At 71.0% G+C, this 17,359-nt stretch carries 19 protein-coding genes; 5 read left to right on the forward strand and 14 right to left on the reverse strand.

Going from position 1 to position 17,359, the window contains the following annotated elements; genetic code table 11:
• Positions 1 to 60: 60 nt before the first annotated feature.
• A complete protein-coding gene (locus tag VV01_RS15360; protein WP_050670639.1) occupies positions 61 to 858 on the forward strand; it encodes a class I SAM-dependent methyltransferase in 798 nt (265 codons plus the stop codon).
• Between the two features lie 50 nt (positions 859 to 908).
• Here the strand turns inward: VV01_RS15360 and manA are convergent, their stop codons facing one another.
• From manA to VV01_RS15390, 6 genes are read right to left on the reverse strand one after another with little or no spacing between them, the layout of a single operon-like run.
• The gene (gene manA, locus VV01_RS15365) at positions 909 to 2,024 is read right to left on the reverse strand and encodes a mannose-6-phosphate isomerase, class I (protein ID WP_050670640.1); all 1,116 of its coding nucleotides are present in this window, start codon (positions 2,022 to 2,024) and stop codon (positions 909 to 911) included.
• Positions 2,025 to 2,034: 10 nt separating this feature from the next.
• Positions 2,035 to 3,081: a zinc-binding dehydrogenase gene (locus VV01_RS15370; RefSeq protein WP_050670641.1), complete on the reverse strand. Its 1,047-nt coding sequence runs from the start codon at positions 3,079 to 3,081 to the stop codon at positions 2,035 to 2,037.
• Positions 3,078 to 3,875 (reverse strand): alpha/beta fold hydrolase, encoded by a 798-nt coding sequence (locus VV01_RS15375; protein WP_231635249.1) that lies wholly within the window; start codon positions 3,873 to 3,875, stop codon positions 3,078 to 3,080. Before VV01_RS15375 ends, VV01_RS15370 begins: the two co-directional genes overlap by 4 nt.
• On the reverse strand, positions 3,872 to 4,198 hold the full coding sequence (locus tag VV01_RS15380) for a DUF2516 family protein (RefSeq protein ID WP_050670643.1): 327 nt from the start codon (positions 4,196 to 4,198) through the stop codon (positions 3,872 to 3,874). The genes VV01_RS15375 and VV01_RS15380 overlap by 4 nt, the downstream gene beginning before the upstream one ends.
• A 39-nt stretch (positions 4,199 to 4,237) precedes the next feature.
• Positions 4,238 to 4,663 (reverse strand): D-aminoacyl-tRNA deacylase, encoded by a 426-nt coding sequence (gene dtd, locus VV01_RS15385; protein ID WP_050670644.1) that lies wholly within the window; start codon positions 4,661 to 4,663, stop codon positions 4,238 to 4,240.
• A complete protein-coding gene (locus VV01_RS15390; protein WP_407942923.1) occupies positions 4,663 to 5,628 on the reverse strand; it encodes an asparaginase in 966 nt (321 codons plus the stop codon). Before VV01_RS15390 ends, dtd begins: the two co-directional genes overlap by 1 nt.
• Before the next feature lie 132 nt (positions 5,629 to 5,760).
• Between VV01_RS15390 and VV01_RS15395 the strand changes: the two genes are divergently transcribed.
• Entirely contained in the window at positions 5,761 to 6,837 is a 1,077-nt protein-coding gene (locus VV01_RS15395) for a peptidoglycan-binding domain-containing protein (RefSeq protein WP_197275059.1), read from the forward strand.
• 71 nt (positions 6,838 to 6,908) lie between these two features.
• Here the strand turns inward: VV01_RS15395 and VV01_RS15400 are convergent, their stop codons facing one another.
• The 4 genes from VV01_RS15400 to ygfZ form a co-directional block, all read right to left on the reverse strand.
• A complete protein-coding gene (locus VV01_RS15400; protein WP_050670647.1) occupies positions 6,909 to 8,051 on the reverse strand; it encodes a DUF2382 domain-containing protein in 1,143 nt (380 codons plus the stop codon).
• 310 nt (positions 8,052 to 8,361) lie between these two features.
• On the reverse strand, positions 8,362 to 9,078 hold the full coding sequence (locus VV01_RS15405; protein ID WP_050670648.1) for a hypothetical protein: 717 nt from the start codon (positions 9,076 to 9,078) through the stop codon (positions 8,362 to 8,364).
• A gap of 39 nt (positions 9,079 to 9,117) precedes the next feature.
• On the reverse strand, positions 9,118 to 9,477 hold the full coding sequence (locus tag VV01_RS15410) for a helix-turn-helix domain-containing protein (protein WP_050670649.1): 360 nt from the start codon (positions 9,475 to 9,477) through the stop codon (positions 9,118 to 9,120).
• Between the two features lie 72 nt (positions 9,478 to 9,549).
• On the reverse strand, positions 9,550 to 10,617 hold the full coding sequence (ygfZ, locus tag VV01_RS15415; protein ID WP_050670650.1) for a CAF17-like 4Fe-4S cluster assembly/insertion protein YgfZ: 1,068 nt from the start codon (positions 10,615 to 10,617) through the stop codon (positions 9,550 to 9,552).
• Between the two features lie 59 nt (positions 10,618 to 10,676).
• Here ygfZ and VV01_RS15420 point away from each other — a divergent pair, with 59 nt between their 5' ends.
• Positions 10,677 to 11,765, forward strand: coding sequence for an LCP family protein (locus VV01_RS15420; protein WP_231635250.1), 1,089 nt, complete (start codon positions 10,677 to 10,679; stop codon positions 11,763 to 11,765).
• Positions 11,766 to 11,812: 47 nt separating this feature from the next.
• Complete coding sequence (locus tag VV01_RS15425; protein WP_050670651.1) at positions 11,813 to 12,319, forward strand: FABP family protein; 507 nt, start codon at positions 11,813 to 11,815, stop codon at positions 12,317 to 12,319.
• Between the two features lie 3 nt (positions 12,320 to 12,322).
• Here VV01_RS15425 and VV01_RS15430 read toward each other — a convergent pair whose 3' ends face one another.
• Together VV01_RS15430 and VV01_RS15435 are read right to left on the reverse strand one after the other, a co-directional pair.
• On the reverse strand, positions 12,323 to 13,084 hold the full coding sequence (locus VV01_RS15430; RefSeq protein WP_050670652.1) for a hypothetical protein: 762 nt from the start codon (positions 13,082 to 13,084) through the stop codon (positions 12,323 to 12,325).
• Between the two features lie 16 nt (positions 13,085 to 13,100).
• A complete protein-coding gene (locus VV01_RS15435) occupies positions 13,101 to 13,355 on the reverse strand; it encodes a MoaD/ThiS family protein (RefSeq protein ID WP_231635251.1) in 255 nt (84 codons plus the stop codon).
• Between the two features lie 96 nt (positions 13,356 to 13,451).
• Here VV01_RS15435 and VV01_RS15440 point away from each other — a divergent pair, with 96 nt between their 5' ends.
• Positions 13,452 to 14,156, forward strand: coding sequence for a response regulator transcription factor (locus VV01_RS15440; RefSeq protein WP_050670654.1), 705 nt, complete (start codon positions 13,452 to 13,454; stop codon positions 14,154 to 14,156).
• A 304-nt stretch (positions 14,157 to 14,460) separates the two neighbouring features.
• Here VV01_RS15440 and VV01_RS15445 read toward each other — a convergent pair whose 3' ends face one another.
• Complete coding sequence (locus VV01_RS15445; RefSeq protein ID WP_050670655.1) at positions 14,461 to 16,290, reverse strand: bifunctional metallophosphatase/5'-nucleotidase; 1,830 nt, start codon at positions 16,288 to 16,290, stop codon at positions 14,461 to 14,463.
• Between the two features lie 56 nt (positions 16,291 to 16,346).
• On the reverse strand, positions 16,347 to 17,351 hold the full coding sequence (locus VV01_RS15450; RefSeq protein WP_050668343.1) for an IS481 family transposase: 1,005 nt from the start codon (positions 17,349 to 17,351) through the stop codon (positions 16,347 to 16,349).
• Positions 17,352 to 17,359: the final 8 nt, after the last annotated feature.

Consider the following 17,359-nt stretch of genomic DNA (forward strand, 5'->3'; position numbering starts at 1 on the left):
ACTCGGAGTCTCGCACGAGGCTCGGGGTCGACGGCAGGGCCTGCTCACTACCGTGGACGCGTGACCACGCAGCGGCCCGTCGGGGCGATCACCCGCGGGACGACGGGTCCCAACCGGTTGCGCCGCTGCGACCGCTGGCTGGCCGGTCCGCAGGGGTGGCGGCTGCGGCGTACGACGGCCGCCCCCGTCGTCGTCGACCTCGGCTACGGCGCCGCCCCCACCACCGCGGTCGAGCTGCACGCGCGGCTGTCGGCCGTGCGCCCGGACGTCGAGGTGGTCGGCATCGAGATCGACCCGGCGCGAGTGGCGGCGGCCCGACCGCTCGAACGGCCCGGGCTGACGTTCCGCAGCGGCGGGTTCGAGGTGCCGCTCGACGGCCGCGACGCCACGATGATCCGCGCGTTCAACGTGCTGCGGCAGTACGACGAGGGCGAGGTCGACGGCGCCTGGTCGCGGCTACGGGGTCGGCTGGCACCGCACGGGCTGCTGGTCGACGGCACGTGCGACGAGATCGGGCGGCTCGCGTCGTGGGTGGCGATCGACCGCTCCGGGCCGCAGTCGCTCACGCTGTCGCTGCGGCTCGCCGCGCTCGACGACCCGGCGGCCGTCGCCGAGCGGCTGCCCAAGGCACTCATCCACCGCAACGTGCCCGGCGAACCCGTGCACGACTTCCTGCAGGCGCTGCGACGGGCGTGGGTGCACGCGAGCCCGCACGCGTCGTACGGCGCCCGTCAGCGGTTCCTCGCCACCGTCGAGACGCTGCGAGCGGAGGGCTGGCCGTTGCTCGACAGCGCGAGCCGGTGGCGCCTCGGTGAGGTCACGGTCGCCTGGTCCGCCGTCGCCCCTCTCTCCTTCTGACGAATCTCGTCTGGTCGGCACTCCATGCACTGCCGGACAGACGGTTTTCGTCAGGGGAGGCCGGGCGAGGCGAGGTAGAGCGTGCCGTCGCCCGTGATCGTCGCCTCGTCACCCGGCGCGAGGAAGCACGACTCGCCAGACGTGAGCGCGAGCCCGTCGACATCGGCAGATCCGTTGAGGCACAACAGGATCCGCGGCTGATCTGTCGCGGGCACCGCGACGGCGCCATCGTCGAGCACGCGAGTGCGCAGCCGGAAGTACGGCGTCTCGGCGTCGTAGGTCGTCCACCCGTCGACGTCGTCACCGGGCTCGGGCACCATCGCGCGCTCGACGTCGACGATGCGCAGCAGCTCGGGCACGTCGATCTTCTTGGGCGTCAGGCCTGCTCGTACGACGTTGTCGGAGTTGGCGAGCACCTCGACGAGCAGTCCGCTCACCAGCGAGTGCATGACGCCCGCGGCGAGGAACACGTAGTCACCGGGCTGCAGCGCGAGTCGTCGCATCGTGAGCAGCACGACCAAACCGATGTCGCCCGGGAAGTCGCGAGCCACCCGGAGCACGGCCTCGACGGTGGGGTCGTCCGCACGGTCGGCGCACGCGGTGAGCACCTCGTCGACCAGCGCACGGGCGTCGTTCGCCGAGAGCAGCAGCCGCAGCAGCTCGTGCGACGGCGACTCGGCGACGGCGGCCGACTCGACCAGATCGACCAGTCGCTCGACGCCGAGATCGATTGCCAGAGAACGGAACTCGCCGAACGGGCGAGCCCCGATGAACGCCTCGGTCGGCTCGATCGCCAGCCACGACTCGGGCTTGGGCCATCCGTCGACGTAGGTGCCCTCCGGTGCCGACGTCGCTTCGTCGGCGTCGGGATGAGCCTGGATCGACAGGGCCTTGGCGGGCGCGAGCACCTTGAGCAGGAAGGGGAGCCGGGCGCCGAACCGGGCAGCCACCGACGCGCCCAGCCAGCCCACCGGGTCAGCAGCGATCACCTGGTCGAGCGTGGTCGAGGCGCCGTCGACGGTGAGCCCCGCGGGTGCGCCCTCGTGCGCGCCCATCCACAGCTCTGCCTCGGGCTCCGCGGTGGGGTGCGGCCGTCCCGAGACCCGGGCGAGACCGTCGTACGACCCCCAGGCGTAGTGCTGGACGACGGGTGTCAGCCGGTGCATCGCACGTGCCTCACGGACGCAGCAGCGTCTTGATCGCACGCCGCTCGTCCATCGCGCGATAGCCCTCGGCGACCTCGGCCAGGGGCAGGTCAAGGTCGAACACCGCACCCGGAGAGATCGCGCCGGCGAGGACGTCGTCGCGCAGCTCGGGGAGGTACTGGCGGGCCGGGGCGAGCCCGCCCGCGACGCCGACGTTGCGGTTGAACATCGCGCGCACCGGCAGCTCGACACCGTGCGGCGCACCGACGTAGCCGACCGTCGCACCGGCTCGCGCCACAGCGATGGCGGTGCTCATCGACTGGCCGGTGCCGACGCACTCGAGCACGGCGTCCGCCCCGACCCCGTCGGTCAGGTCGAGGACGTCGTGCTCACCCTCGGCGCCACGCGTCGCCACGACGTCGGTGGCTCCGAACGACTGCGCGACCCGCTGCCTCGACTCGTGCCGTGACATCGCGATGACCCGGCCGGCGCCCATCCGCGAGGCGGCGAGGACGCCGCACAGCCCGACCGCTCCGTCACCGACGACCACGACGGTGTCGCCCTCGCGGACCTGCGCGGCGACCGCCGCGTGCCAGCCGGTGCCCATCACGTCGGACAGCGCGAGCAGCGACGGGATGTGCTCCTCATCGGGCTGGTCGCGCAACGAGACGAGAGTGCCGTCGGCCAGCGGGACCCGGACGAGCTCGCCCTGACCGCCGTCGAGCGGCCGGCCCTCGCGGTCGTGGTCACCCCAGAAACCGCCTGCGACACAAGCGGACTGGATGCCGGCGGTGCAGTGCGGACAGGTGTTGTCGGAGTACATGAACGGTGCGATGACGAAGTCGCCGACCCGCAGGCTGCGCACGTCGCGGCCGACCTCCTCGACGACACCGACGAACTCGTGGCCGATGCGCCGCGGCTCAGGCACAGGGTTCTCACCGCGGTAGGGCCACAGGTCGGAGCCGCACACGCAGGCCGCGACGACGCGTACGACGGCGTCACCCTGGTCGATGATCGTCGGGTCGGGCACGTCCTCGAGACGGATGTCGCCCGGGGCGTGGATGAGCGTGGCCTTCATGCGAGGAAGTCTCCGATCAGTCGTCGCACCTCGGCGCGGTGCTTCCACAGGATGCCGCCGGGCGGCAGGACGGTGAGCTCGGCGCGCGGCAGCAGGTCAGCGGCCTGCTCGGCGACCCACACGGGGTGAGCGGGGTCGTCCTCCTGCGTGAGCAGCAGCACCGGCGCCTGTACGCGAGTGAGCGCCTCGCGGTCGTCCATCGCCACCTCGTGGGGGATGGTCCGCAGCGCCCGGCTGACGTCGGTGCGCACGATCGTCTCGGCCTGGGTGCGGCACCAGCCGATCACCGCGGGTCGCTCACGCTCGGACGCGGGCTGCTCGGCCAGGAGCAGCTCGGTGACGCCGTCGACGTCGCGCTGGTCGGCGAGCTCGCCCATCTGGAGCAGGCGGTCGAGAGCGGCATCGCGACGAGGGGTGTCGAGCACGGCGGGGATGACCAGCACGACGCGCTCGAACCGGTCGGGCTGCTCGGCGAGCACCCGGCACAGCGCACCGGCGCCCATGCTCACGCCGAGTGCACGGGAGGCGCCGACGTGGTCGGCGACGGCGAGCAGCTCACCCGCGAGCGCGGCGTACGTCCACGGCGACTCGGGTGACGACGACGCGCCGTGACCGCGGAAGTGGAAGAACGCCCGAGTGCCGCTCACCGCTCCCCCGAACGGGCGCGTGGTGTCGATCGAGCCGGCGAGTCCGTGTGCGAAAACCGTTGTGGGAGAACCTGATCCGGTCAGCAGGTACTCGAGGGCTCCCTCGCGGGTGGGCAGTAGCGAGGTGGCGTGAGCGGGTGCGGTCACCAAGGTCCGTACGGGCCGTTGTTGCTGCCGCGGCCACGACCGGACACCCGCTGGAGCGCCGGGCGTACGTCGGCGAGGTAGACCGCACCGCCGACGACGGCGAGCAGGCTGAACAGGTTGAGGGGGTTGGTCATCGTGACGAACCCGACCGCCGCGGCAACACCGGTGATCGCGCACCACGCGACCTTGGTGAGCTTGCCGGCGGCGCGATAGGCGTCCTCGCGATGGCGCAGTGCGTCGATGAACGCGAACAGCTGCATCCCGAAGAGCGCGATGCCGAGCACGAACGCGATGAGGTTCTGCACCTCGAACAACCGATCCATGCCGCAAGGGTACGTGTCGCCGTCGACGACCGCCCGGGGTCAGACGTCGACCAGCACGGTGAACGGTCCGTCGTTGACCAGCTCGACCTGCATCTGCGCCCCGAACCGGCCGGTCGCGACCTCGACGCCGCGCGCGCGCAGGGCCGCGACGACCGCGTCGACGAGCGGCTCGGCGACCGGACCGGGAGCAGCTGCCGACCACGACGGACGCCGGCCCTTGCGCGTCTCGCCGTAGAGCGTGAACTGCGAGACGACCAGGACGGGTGCGCCGTCGTCGAGCACCGACCGCTCGTCGGCGAGGATGCGCAGCTCGGCGATCTTGCGCGCCATCGCTGCCGCTTCGGCCGGGCCGTCGTCGTGGGTCGCGGCGACCAGGGCGACCAGGCCGGGACGGTCGATCGCCCCGACGACCTCTCCGTCGACGGTCACCGAGCCGCGGGTGACGCGTTGAAGCACGGCCCGCACTAGATGCCCTCGACCTCGACGGTGCCGACCGGCTGCCCGTGACCGAGCACCGGCACCTGCCCCAGCTCGTCGACCGCCGCACCCGTCACGCCGGCCGAGCGCAGCAGCTCGGCCATGATCACCGGCCGCGCGCGCTGGCCGCCGTCGGCGACCTTGACCGCGAACCCCCGACCGTCGGCCAGGCCCACGGCGTAGACCGCCTCGGCGCCGTCCTTGGCGATCAGCCCGTCGACACCGCGGATCAGGGCGGTCACGTCACGACGCGTGCCGCCGAGGAACTCCGGGTACGACCGGATCGCGTCACGCACGCGGCCCTCCGGCGTCCCGGCCGGTGCCGCGGCGACGCGCCCGAACGCCCGCGCCAACCCGGCCAGGCCGATCGCCATCACGGGTGCACCGCAGCCGTCGACGCCGGTCGCGGCCACCGGCTCACCGGCCAGCTCGGCCACCGTCTGGTCCATCAGCCGCTGCAACGGGTGCTGCGGGTCGAGGTACGACGTCGGGTCCCAGCCCGCCGCGACGCAGGCCGCGAGCATGCCCGCGTGCTTGCCCGAGCAGTTCTGCGCGATCGACGCGCGGTCGCGACCGGCCCGCAGCCACTGGGTGCGCGCCTGCTCGTCGTACGGCAGGTCGGGGGTGTTCTGCAGCGCGGACTCATCGAGACCGACGGAGGCGAGGATCCGGCGTACGCCCTCGAGGTGGAAGTCCTCCCCGGAATGACTGGCCGTCGCGAGCGCCAGCAGGTCACCGTCCAGGTCGGCACCGGCACGCAGCATCGCGACCGCCTGCATCGGCTTGTTGGACGAGCGCGGGAACGTCGGGGCGTCGACGTCGCCGTACGCCCGGGTCACCGAGCCGTCCGCGGCCACCTCGACCGCGAGCCCGCGGTGCATCGACTCGACGAAACCGGAGCGCACCACGCGAGCCAGCACGGGGGCGGTGGACAGGGCATCAGCTGAGGTCACGCGCCCGAGCGTAGGCAGCCGATGCAACATCTCACACCCCTGGTCACACACAAGGCGCGTCCGCCTTGGCATGGTGGGTCGGGGAGTCGGGGCTCCCGTCAGTCATGTCAGCAACGAACAGGAGTCCTTCCCATGCCGGCACCAGTGACACGACGCGCCTTGCTCGGCGGCGCTGTGGCGACGGCTGCAGGTGGCGGTCTGCTCGTGGGCGCCTCGTCCGCATCAGCCGCTCCGAACTACCCGGGTCAGATCTTCCCGACGCTCTCCGCGGGCATGAACGGCCTGCAGGTCCGCGCCCTGCGCTACCTGCTCCTCCAGCGCGGCCACAACGCGGGCATCGCCAACACCTACGACAGCGCCACGGTCAACGCGGTCAAGGCGTTCCAGGCCCGCAGCGGGCTCACCGCCAACGGGATCTGCGCCGACTCGACGTTCCGCAAGCTCATCGGCGTCGCGCTGATCACCTACAACCAGACTAACAACTTCGTGGTCGCCCTGCAGCTGCTGCTGACCCGGCACGGCTATCACATGGACGGCACCGGCTACTACGGCGCCAAGACCCGCCGCAACGTGTGGTCCTTCCAGGTCGGTCACGCCATCTCGCGCGCCGACGCGATCTCGCTGCTCACGTGGTCGACGTTGTTCAACGCCAAGACCTCCGGCGCGATGTACCCGATGATGCAGCGCGACACCGGCAACGCCCAGTGGTCCAACTGCGGGCCGGTCGCCGCGCTGAGCCTGCTCATCCACCAGGGCAGGACACCGTCGGGCTGGACCTGGGACGTCGCCACCCGGCGTACGGCCGTCGAGAACTTCCGCTACGGCGCCATGGAGCTCGCGCGCACCGCCGAGCGCGACCAGATCGGCACGGAGTACCCGGACTTCGTCACCGGCCTCGGCAAGTACGGCATGAGCCTGTGGCACGGCGGCATCGAGGACACCCTCAGCCAGGCGCGGATGGGACGTCCGTCGATCGCGGGCGGCGACGTCTACAAGATGCCCTACCCCGTGTCGGTGAGCGGCCCGGTGTCGCACTGGGTCACGGTGCTCGGGTACGACGGCTCGCACTACATCGTTCACGACCCGATCTCGCAGCCGTCCGCCGACTACCTGCACCGGGTCACGGCGACCGAGCTGCGGACGTACGCCTCGACCAACCCCGGCCACCCGCCGGAGACCGCGAAGCAGAACTCCATCCTGCTGCGCTGAGCGCCGGCGGACAGAGCAGTGAGCCCGGTCGGCATCAGCCGACCGGGCTCAGTGCGTCTCAGCCGCTGAGGTCAGCGGCGGGTGTCCTTGGCGTCACCCTTGAGGCCCGCCTTGAGATTGTCGGGGATGCCGTCACCGTCGAGGTCGATCTGCTCCTTGCGGATCTTGTCGGTGACCTGGCGCTCCTCCTGCACGGTGTTCTTGCGCAGGCCGACACGCTCCACGGCGACCGCCTGCTTGCTGACGACGGGCACCTCCTCGTAGAGGACGAACTCGCGCACGTCGTCACCGAACGGGTCGCCGTCGACGACCTCGGGGTTGTCGATCGCGATGCGCTCGAGCGAGACCTCCTCACGCGAGAGGGGAACCGTCACGGTCTGGTCCTCGGTGATGACCGACTTGCGCAGCCGCACCCGACCGGCCTCGCGACGCTCCTTGGCGACGCTGAGGCGCTCCTCGTAGCGGGTCACGACACCGTCACCGTCGAGGTCACGCGGGTCGCCCGCCGCAGCGCGCTCGCCCGTCACACCGGCCTTGGTGTCCGCCACGCCCGCCTTGGTGTCGGCGACGCCGGCCTTGGTGTCGGTCTGGCCGACCTTGGTGTCGTACGACGACCGGTCACGCTCACCCGGGCCGGCGTCGAAGCCCGCACGGTTGGTGGCCACGTCGGCGTCCGCCTTGGCCTCGCGCTCCTTGGCGCGGTCGCCCAGGCCGGTGCCCGCCGCCGTGCCGGCCGCAGCCGTACCCGCAGCAGCCGTGCCGGCGGCCGCCGTGCCGGTGCCGACGCCCGCGTCGGCGGTGCCGGTGCCCGTACCCGTGACGTCACCGGTGCGGAAGGTCTCCGTCGGGGCGTCGTCGCCACCGGTGCGGCCGACCTGGCCGTCAGCGGTGCCGGCGCCTTCGTACGAGACGCCGTAGTAGCGGTAGAGCTCCTTCTCCTGCTCGACGTCGAGGTGCTGCTCGGCGTCGACGCGCGGAGCGTCCTTGACCTTGTCCTTGGTGTAAGGGACCTTGACGTCCTTGCCCTCGACCGAGGCGTCCTGGAGCGGGATGAAGGACTCGGAGGTCCCGAACAGGCCCGTGTTGACGGTGACCCAGGCCGGGTTCCCCGTCCGGTCGTCGAGGTAGACCTCGCCGATGGAGCCGATCTTCTCGCCGTTGCTGTCGAGCGCGTTACCGCCGCGCACTGTCTGTACCTGATCCGTGGTGATCATCTGCCAGACCCCTCTTCGTGATCGGATAACTGCCGTCGGAGACGCACTCAGGGGAACACTCAGCGCGCCCTCACCCACACCCGAGCACTTTCGCGGGCGCGGTGTCTAGCCCCGCACCGTGCAAAACGTTGCAAAACCGACGATTTCGAGGCGTCGGATTTACCTTTGAGAGGGAACGCTTCACCCCTGAGGGCGAACCATTACGCCCCAAGGTACAGGTTGACCGGCCTCTCCGGCCCCTCCCGTCCCAGGCATCACGAAAGCCCCCGCCGAGCCGGAGCTCTGCGGGGGCCTCGCGTGACGGAGCGCCTCAGGCGTCGGTCTTGGGGGCTGCAGCCTTCTTGGCGGGGGCCTTCTTGGCGGGGGCCTTCTTGGCGGCCGGCTTGGTCGCCGGAGCCTTCTTGACGGCCTTCTTGGCGGGGGCCTTGCGGGTGCGCTGCGCGGTGGAGCGGACCTCGGTCTTGGCCTCGGCCTCGACCTTGCCGGCGAGGTCCTCGACCTTGTCGGCAGCCTCGGCGACGACCGAAGCGGCCTCCTTGCGGCCGAGCAGGACGGTACGACGGGCGCGGGCCTGGGTGTCGTCGGCAGCCTTACGGGCGGTCTCGACGGCGTCCTTGCCCTGGGCGACGAGCTGCTGGGTGGTCTTGTCCTGCTGCTTGCGCAGGTCGGTGACGACCTTCTCGCCGCGCTTGCTGAAGTCGGTGTAGGACTTCTCGGCCTGCGTGGTCAGCGACTGGCGACGCTCGGCGAGGGTGGCCGGGACGGCGCGGACCTGGGCGACCTTGTCACCGGCGAACGTCTGGACGTCCTTGCCGAAGGACTGCACCTTGGTCGAGACGGCCTTGGGCTCGAGCTCGGCGCGCAGACCGTTGACGCGGCCGGTCACCTCGGCGACACGGGCGTTGACGCGCTCGACGGCCTCGTCCGAGGCGGTCTTGGCGGACGACACGGCGAGGTCGGCGACACCGACGGCGGCGTACAGGGGCGTGGGGTCGGTCAGGGTCTTGCGGACGTTCAGGGCAGGCATGGGGATTCCTCTCAGAGCAGGGTGTTCAGGTCTGTTGGCTCACTCGCCCACGAACGAGGCGTAGACGTCGAGCAGCGCCTTGCGCTGCTGGTCGGTCAGCCTCGGATCCGCTGTGATCGCCGTACGCACGTCGGTGCGCGGGGCGACCTCCTCGTCGCGGGCCTCGAGGATGCCGGCGTGGACGTAGAGCTGCTCAGCGGAGATCTGCAGCCCCTTGGCGAGGGACTGCAGGATGTCTGCGCTGGGCCGCTTGAGTCCGCGCTCGATCTGTGACAGGTAGGGATTGCTGATCCCCGTCCGGTCCGCCAGCTGCCGGATCGACAGCTGTGCGGCCTGGCGCTGCTCCCGCAGGTAGCCCCCGAGGTCGGGGACGGCGGGAACGGGGATTCGGGGCGTCACGCGTCCATGCTGCTTGCTGGAGTTAGCACCATGCAAGCCATAGTTTGCGTGACCTCGGTCACACCGCGCCGGTCAGGGGTCGACGACGACCGTCTGTGCGGCGGCCACTCCCCCGATGACCAGGTCGGCATCGACCGGGACGTTGCGCTTGAGCAGCACCAGGCCGATCGGGCCGTCCTCACGGTGCCGGGCCACGGACGTCAGCTGTCCGACGGGGCGATCGCCCATGGCGAGCTCGACCGGCGTACCGGCGTCGGGCAGGACGTGCCCTGACCCGTCGAGGTGTACGAACGCGAGCCGCCGCGGGGGGCGCCCGAGGTTGTGCACGCGCGCGATGGTCTCCTGCCCGCGGTAGCAGCCCTTGTGGAGGTGAACGGCCGTGCGCAGCCAGTCGACCTCGTGCGGGATGGTGCGGTGATCGGTCTCGAACCCGAGCCGCGGGCGCCAGGCAGCGACCCGCTCGGCCTCCGCCGCCCAGGTGCCGGCGAGCGGCCGGTCGCCTACAGCCGCAACGAGATCCGCGCGGGGAACGATCAGCTCGCGCCAGACGCGGTCCGCGCCGGGATGGGACTCCACCGAGCTGTACGCCGCGGTGTCGGCCCCGAGCGCGGGCCACGGGTCGCGCCAGGCGATGACACCGCGCTCACGCAGCTCGTCCGGTGTCGACTCCGACCCGAGCGGCTCGCCGAGGACGGCGTACTGGTCGCTCGCGTCCTCGACCTCGACGCGCAGCATGAACCGCATCGAGTCGAGCCACGCGACGAGGTCGTCGGCCGTGCCGGGCTCGACCGACAACCAGGTGACCTCACCGTCGTCGACGACGTGCAGGGCGTGCTCGACGTGGCCCTTCGGGCTGAGCACGAGCGACTCGGTCGACGCGTGCGGCGGCAGCTGCTTGAGGGCCTGGGTGGTCATGGAGTCCAGCCACGAGAGCCGGTCCGGGCCGCTCACCCGCACGACGCCACGGTGGGACAGGTCGACGACGGCAAGGCCCTCCTGCAGCAGCCGCTGCTCGCGGCCCGGGTCGCCGTAGTGGGCGGCCACACCGGCGTCGCGACCGTCTCCGGCGACCGCTCCCGGCGCGGTCAGCAGCGGGCTCGGTGCGACGGTCGGGGCGTGCGTCGAGGCGTCGGCGGTCATGCTTCGAGGGTACGTCCGAACCTGTGACGTCGAACCACCGCGCCACCTACACTCGCGGCATGGGTGGGGAGGACGACACGGACGGTCGCCGCGCGTCGGCGTACGACGAGGACACGACGCCGGACCAGGAGTCGTTCGAGGACGACGACACGGCGTACGACGACGGCGTCGGCACACCCGACAAGCAGCGACGCAGCCCCGCACGGATCGCGCTCTACACGGTGCTGTCGATGCTGCTCGTGGTCGCGCTCGTGCTGGCGGGCTTCGCGCTCTACCTCAACCACCTGCTCGACTCGAACGTGCGGCGAGCGGGCCTGCTGCCGTCGGCGTCGCGCACCGCCAAGGACCCCGCCGCCGGAGACGCGGTCAACATCCTGCTGCTCGGCTCGGACAGCCGCACCGAGGACCTCCAGGACTCCAGCCGCGCCGACGTCATCCAGCTCGTGCACATCGACTCCGGTCGCAGCTCGGCCCAGGTCATCCACTTCCCGCGCGACCTCTACGTCGACATCCCCGGCAAGGGCAAGAACAAGATCAACGCCGCCTTCGCGTACGGCGGCGCGCCCCTGCTGGTGCAGACCCTGGAGCGTCTGCTCGACCTGCGCGTCGACCACGTCGCGCAGATCGGGTTCGACGGGTTCAAGGACCTCACCAACACCGTCGGCGGTGTCGACGTCAACGTCGAGCAGCCGACCACGTCGGGCGGGTTCACCTTCACCAAGGGCGTCAACCACATGAGCGGCGACCAGGCGCTGGCGTTCGTGCGCGAGCGCAAGCAGCTCGGCGCCGGTGACATCGACCGCGGCAAGCGTCAGCAGGCCTGGATCCAGGCGCTGCTCGCGAAGTCGCTCAGCCGCGGCACGCTCACCAACCCCGCCAAGCTGACCTCGATGATCGACGACACCACGAGCAACCTCGTCGTCGACGACACGTTCAGCACCGGCGCGATGCGCAGCCTCGCGATCAGCCTGCGCGGGCTGCGCGGCGGCGACGTCACCTACCTCACCGCGCCGTTCTCCGGTTTCGACTCCGTCGCGGGCGTGGGCTCGATCGACGTCGTCGACCAGGAGCGCATGGCCTCCCTGGGCACCGCGCTGCGCACCGACCGCATGTCGACGTACGACGGCCGGGCCAACACCCCGGGCTGAGCCGCGCGCGCTCGTACGCACCCGTCGCGCTGGTTACGATCACAGGCGTGCCTTTCGAACTCGACCTCGACCTTCCGCGTGAGCTCGCTCCCCTGGCCTGGCTGGTCGGGCGCTGGGAGGGCGCCGGATCGCTCGGCTACCCCACGATCGAGTCCGCCCGGTTCGCCCAGGAGATCGTCTGCTCCCACGACGGGAGGCCGGTGCTGGAGTGGCACAGCCACACCTGGCTGCTCGACGAGGCCGGTGAGCGGGTGCGTCCGCTGGCGACCGAGCTGGGGTTCTGGCGACCGCTGCCGGACGGCGAGGTCGAGCTGGTGCTGTCGCACTCCTCGGGTGTCGTCGAGCTGTACTTCGGACGCACCGAGACCGCCAAGGTGGAGCTGGTGACCGACGGCGTCATCCGCAGCCCGCACGCCAAGGAGTACTCCGCGGGCAAGCGGCTCTACGGCCTGGTCAACTCCAACCTGATGTGGGCCATGGACATGGCCGCGATGGGTCAGCCGCTGGAGAGCCACCTCTCGGCCGAGCTCACGCGTGTGACCGGCGAGGACTGAACCTCAGCGGTAGAACCAAGCGACGGCGTACGCCACGATCCCGGCCGCGAGCACGGACGCCGCACCGAGCGAGAGCTGAGCGGCCGCGTCACGCGCGGTCGACGCGAAGCTGAGCAGCCGGCGTACGGCGTGGGACACCAGCGGCGAGACCACTGCGACGAGCACCATCGCGCTCCAGCGGACGTCCCAGACCTGGGCGAGGACGTAGGCCGTCACACCGCTGAGCGCCATCGACACCGGAAGCGTCCACTCCGACAAGGTGGACGAGCGCACCAGCGCCAGGTCGACGACGACGCCGATCGAGCACGAGACCACGCAGGCGATCAGCAGCTCGGCGCCCATGGGCTCGTCCATCGTGGCGAGGTAGAACGCGCCGCTGCCGAGCAGCCCGATCGCCAGGCAGGTGCCGGCCAGGGTCGCGACCAGGCGGGGACGACCGTCCGGGCGCACGAGCTGGTGCAAGAAGCTGCCGATCAACGCCGCAGCGAGCACGGTCGGCAGCCAGCGCAGACCGCGCTCGTCGTCGCCGAGCACGCTCACCCCTGCGAGCGCGAGGGCCGTGAGCAGCAGGACCACCTGGACACCGCGCGCGCTCGGCAGCGCGAGCAGTCGTGGCCAGCCGACCGCGAGCACCAGCGCTCCGAACACCAGGGCCAGCGCGGTGACGTCCTCGGACGCGAGCCCACCGAGGACCAGGGTGGCGCTGACGACCAGCGTCGCGAGGGCAGCGACCGGTGTCAGGGCACGGCTGTGGGCGTGAGGCACGCGGGTGATCCTGCCATCACCCGCCGGCGAAGGGCGGCAGGACCTCGAGGGTCTCGCCCGGCGCCAGCGTGCGGGCCGGCTCGGCCACGACGCCGTCGACCAGCACCGAGGCGACCTCGAGCACCGGCGCGAGTGCGGGATGCGCGGTGACCGCGGCGTCCAGGACGGCGGCGACCGTCGTACCGGGCAGTGACTCCTCGTCGACACCAGCAGCGGCGCGGGCGCCGGCCCAGTAGCGGACGGTGACGTCGACGGCTGCGGGGGCGCTCACGGGCATGATCTCCGGGGTCGGCGGCGATGTGGCTCGTCCCACGGTACGGCGAACTCGGGGGCACGCCGACGTCCGCCCAGTATTCTTGGCCGGCAAATGGCCAGACTACTGCTGCTCACGGACTCGCAGGGCGCGAGTGTTGACGTGCTGCCAGCGCTCGGTCTGCTGGGTCACCGCGTGCGGATCCTGCCTCCCGAGCCGCAGGCCCTGGTCGACCCGCCCGACTGCGACGTGGTGCTGCTCGACGCCTGCCGCGACCTCGCGGGTGCGCGCGGCCTGTCGCGCGTGCTGCGCTCGAGCGGCCTGTCCGCTCCGCTCATCGCGATCTTCACCGAGGGCGGGCTCACCGCACTGACCGCCGAGTGGCAGGTCGACGACGTCGTGCTCCAGACCGCCGGCCCGGCCGAGGTCGAGGCCAGGCTGCGGCTCGCGATCTCGCGCACCGAGCAGGACGAGGACGACGACCCCGTCCAGATCACGCAGGGCGAGCTGACCATCGACGAGGAGGCGTACGCCGCCCGCATCCGCGGCCGCTCGCTCGACCTCACCTACAAGGAGTTCGAGCTGCTGAAGTACCTCGCCCAGCACCCGGGCCGGGTCTTCACCCGGGCCCAGCTGCTGCAGGAGGTCTGGGGGTACGACTACTTCGGCGGCACCCGTACGGTCGACGTCCATGTCCGGCGGCTGCGCGCCAAGCTCGGCCCCGAGCACGAGGCGCTGATCGGCACGGTCCGCAACGTCGGCTACCGGTTCGTGGGCGCCCAGGAGCTGCGCCAGCAACGCCTGGCGGCTGACGCCTGAGCCGGCGTCTGACTGACCGTGCGGTTGAGCGCACTGTAAGTCATGCGGGCGTGTGCCCCGCGCACCCTGTGACGCAGCGAGAGCACCAGCTCACGCTTCCTCACATCGAACCCAGCTGAACCCCGCGCACCCTGTGACGAAGCGAGAGCACCAGCTCACGCTTCCTCAAGGGGAACGTGACCGAACGCCGGCGCCCGGTACGCCGAACGCCCCGGCCTCCGCGAGGGAGACCGGGGCGTTCGTCGTACAGCAGGTTTCGACTCGGGCTCGCGCTGGGCGCCCGCCCGGCTCAACCAGCGTGGCCCTACTCGACCGTGATGCGGTCCTGCGCCGGCGGGGTGTAGGGCGAGACCTGCTGCAGGTAGGCCGCGAACCCGTCGATGTCGAGACCGCCGTAGTAGACGCCGGTGCCGTTCTTGAACGCCGCGAACCCGTCGCCGCCACCCTGCAGGAAGTTGTTCGTGACGACGCGGTAGGTCGAGCCCTGCTCGATCGGCGTGCCGTTCAGCCGGACACTGCCCGGCACGACCTGCTTGGTGGCCGAGGACCACGAGTAGGTGAAGCCCTTCGACACCTGGAGCACCTTCGGGAACGAGGCGTTCGTACCGTTCCACTGCTGGTTGAGCAGCGCGTAGATGTCAGCGCCGGTGAGGTCGAGCGAGACCAGGTAGTTGTTGAACGGCTGCACCGTGAACGCGTCGCCGAACGTCACCTGCCCGTCGGGGGCGTACAGCAGGTCGGCGCGGATGCCGCCGGGGTTCATGAACGCGATCTGCGGCGCCTTGCCACCGGTGACCACGGACGGGTCGGCGAGCTGGGCGTCGGCGATGAGGTCACCGAGCGCCGACTCACCGGCGGCGTTCTGGGTCTTGGTGACGTCGGTCGAGATCGTGCCGAGGACCTTGTTCGCGATCGGGGCGACCTTGTCCTGCGAGCCCTTGATGAGCGCGGTCATCCGCGGGTCCTTGTCGACGTCGCGGGTGACGATGACGTCGCGGGTGGTGACGTCCTGGCGGACGATGTCGCGAGTGACGCGGCTGTAGGGCAGCGTCGTCTCGGTGATCTGGCGGCCGAACGACGAGGCCGACGTGACCGTACGCGGCTGGCCGGCCGGGTCGGTGACGTTGCAGCTGTAGGACTGGTGGGTGTGACCGGTGACGATCGCGTCGTACGCCGGGTCCAGGCCCTTGGCGATGGGCAGGATCGGGGAGGCCGGGTCGAGCTGACCGCCCTTGCCGCAGACGTAGTCGTGGGTCGGGTTGACCTGGTAGGTCGTGCCGTCGGGGCCCTTCCAGTCCTCCTTGGGCAGGTTGCCGCCCTGGTGGATGAGGATGACCATCGCGTTGACGCCCTTGCGCCTGAGCTCGGGCACGAGCGCGTTGGCGGACTTGACCTCGTCCTCGAACGCCAGGCCCTTGATCCCCGCCGCGGTGACGATGTCGGGCGTCTCCTTGAGCGTGAGACCCACGAACGCGACCGGCACCCCGTTGCGCTTCTCGATCGTGTACGACGGCAGCAGCGTCTTGCCGGTGTCCTCGTTGATGACGTTGGCGTCGAGGTAGTCGAAGCCGGCGCCGTCGAACGTCCCGTCGCCGTCGGGGCAGGAGTTCTGGTTGTTGGCGCCGTCGCCGTCGTCGAGGCAGCCGCCGCGCTGCATGCGCAGCAGCTCGGTGGAGCCCTCGTCGAACTCGTGGTTGCCGACCGCCGAGACGTCGGTGCCCATCATCGACAGCGCGTCGATGGTCTTCTCGTCGTGGAAAGCGGCCGACAGCAGCGGCGACGCGCCGATGAGGTCGCCGGCCGTGACGGTGTAGGAGACCTTCTTGCCCTGGCGCAGCTGCGACAGGTGGGTCGACATGTACTCGGCGCCGCCGGCGTCGACGGTCACGTCGACCGGCTTGCCGGTGGCGGGGTCGATCTTGTGGTCGACGACGACCCGGCCGCTGGAGCCGGTCGGCGGCTCGAGGTTGCCGTGGAAGTCGTTGTACGACAGCAGCTGGATCGGCACGGTCGCACCGTGCCCGGGCTTGCCCTTGTCGTCGTCGGAGCCGGCGGTGGCCGGCAGGGCGAGCGCCACGGCGCAGGCACCCGCGGCCGTCGCAGCCGCCAGGCCCGTGGTGAGGCGTCGGTTCATGAGGGGTCACTCCTTGCGATGGGCGCGGGAGCTGACCTCCCCGCGACCCGGGCAGGCTAGCTGTAACTGAGCATGAGGTTGGTGACGCCGGCTGGCAGTCGTGAGGCCGGCGGCTGATCGCCCGCGGCGGTGTGGGGGCGATGGTAGTTGTAGTGGACCTGCCACACCTGGAGCTGGTCGCGACGCTGCTGCTCGGACTCGTACGCGGCGGCGTAGAGGACCTCGTGGGTGTAGGTCTGCTGGTAGCGCTCGACCTTGCCGTTGTGCTTGGGCGTGAACGCCTTGATCCGCTGATGCTTGGCCGCGAAGGAGTGCACGGCCCGGGTGAACGCACTGGCGCGGTAGCAGGACCCGTTGTCAGTCACGATCCGGGTGAAGCGGGTGATGCCGTGCGCGGCGAAGAACACCCGGGCACGGAACAAGAACCCGATCGCGGTGACGGCCTTCTCGTCGTCGTGGGCTTCGGTGTAGGCCAGCCGGGAGAACCCGTCGAGGGCGGAGTGCAGGTAGGTGTACCCGGTGCGGGCGCCACGGGTCTTGGCCCGGTCGGCGGCCTTGGCCTGGGCCGACCCGCGACCGTGCACCCGCCACCCGCCGCCGTCGGGGATGCGCCCGACCTTCTTCACGTCCAGGTGGGTCATGTGCCCGGGGTACCGGGCAGTGATCTTTCCCGGCGCCCGCAACGGTTCCCCGTCAACGTCCAGGTGCCGCAGCCGGTTCAGTCCGTGCCGGACCAGGATCCGGCTGATCGTGCACACCGCGATCCTGACGCCCTGGGCGCTCAGCTCCAGATGGATCCGCCGCGCGGACCACTTGCGTTTGCGCAACGCGATGACCTGTTCCACCACCTGCGGCGGTGTGGCGGTCGGGGAACGGCGGGGCCGGCTGGTCCGGTCGTGCAACCCTTCGTCGCCGTGCTCACGCCACCGGGCGTACCACTTCGACAAGCACTGCCGCGAGACCGCGGCCTCCGCTGCGACGTGCGCGATCGGGCGGTGCTGGCACCGGCGCACCAGGCGACGACGTCCTTCGAACGACAGGGCGGCTTTACTGTGGGGCATAGGGCAGG

Origin of the sequence: Luteipulveratus halotolerans (assembly GCF_001247745.1) — a bacterium.
GTDB lineage: Bacteria > Actinomycetota > Actinomycetes > Actinomycetales > Dermatophilaceae > Luteipulveratus > Luteipulveratus halotolerans.

Coding starts and splice junctions, on each gene's coding strand:
- manA (WP_050670640.1), bottom strand. CDS start 2,024: ATGCACCGGCTGACACCCGTCGTCCAGCACTACGCCTGGGGGTCGTAC.
- VV01_RS15370 (WP_050670641.1), bottom strand. CDS start 3,081: ATGAAGGCCACGCTCATCCACGCCCCGGGCGACATCCGTCTCGAGGAC.
- VV01_RS15380 (WP_050670643.1), bottom strand. CDS start 4,198: ATGGATCGGTTGTTCGAGGTGCAGAACCTCATCGCGTTCGTGCTCGGC.
- VV01_RS15395 (WP_197275059.1), top strand. CDS start 5,761: ATGCCGGCACCAGTGACACGACGCGCCTTGCTCGGCGGCGCTGTGGCG.
- VV01_RS15400 (WP_050670647.1), bottom strand. CDS start 8,051: ATGATCACCACGGATCAGGTACAGACAGTGCGCGGCGGTAACGCGCTC.
- VV01_RS15405 (WP_050670648.1), bottom strand. CDS start 9,078: ATGCCTGCCCTGAACGTCCGCAAGACCCTGACCGACCCCACGCCCCTG.
- ygfZ (WP_050670650.1), bottom strand. CDS start 10,617: ATGACCGCCGACGCCTCGACGCACGCCCCGACCGTCGCACCGAGCCCG.
- VV01_RS15420 (WP_231635250.1), top strand. CDS start 10,677: ATGGGTGGGGAGGACGACACGGACGGTCGCCGCGCGTCGGCGTACGAC.
- VV01_RS15440 (WP_050670654.1), top strand. CDS start 13,452: ATGGCCAGACTACTGCTGCTCACGGACTCGCAGGGCGCGAGTGTTGAC.
- VV01_RS15445 (WP_050670655.1), bottom strand. CDS start 16,290: ATGAACCGACGCCTCACCACGGGCCTGGCGGCTGCGACGGCCGCGGGT.
- VV01_RS15450 (WP_050668343.1), bottom strand. CDS start 17,351: ATGCCCCACAGTAAAGCCGCCCTGTCGTTCGAAGGACGTCGTCGCCTG.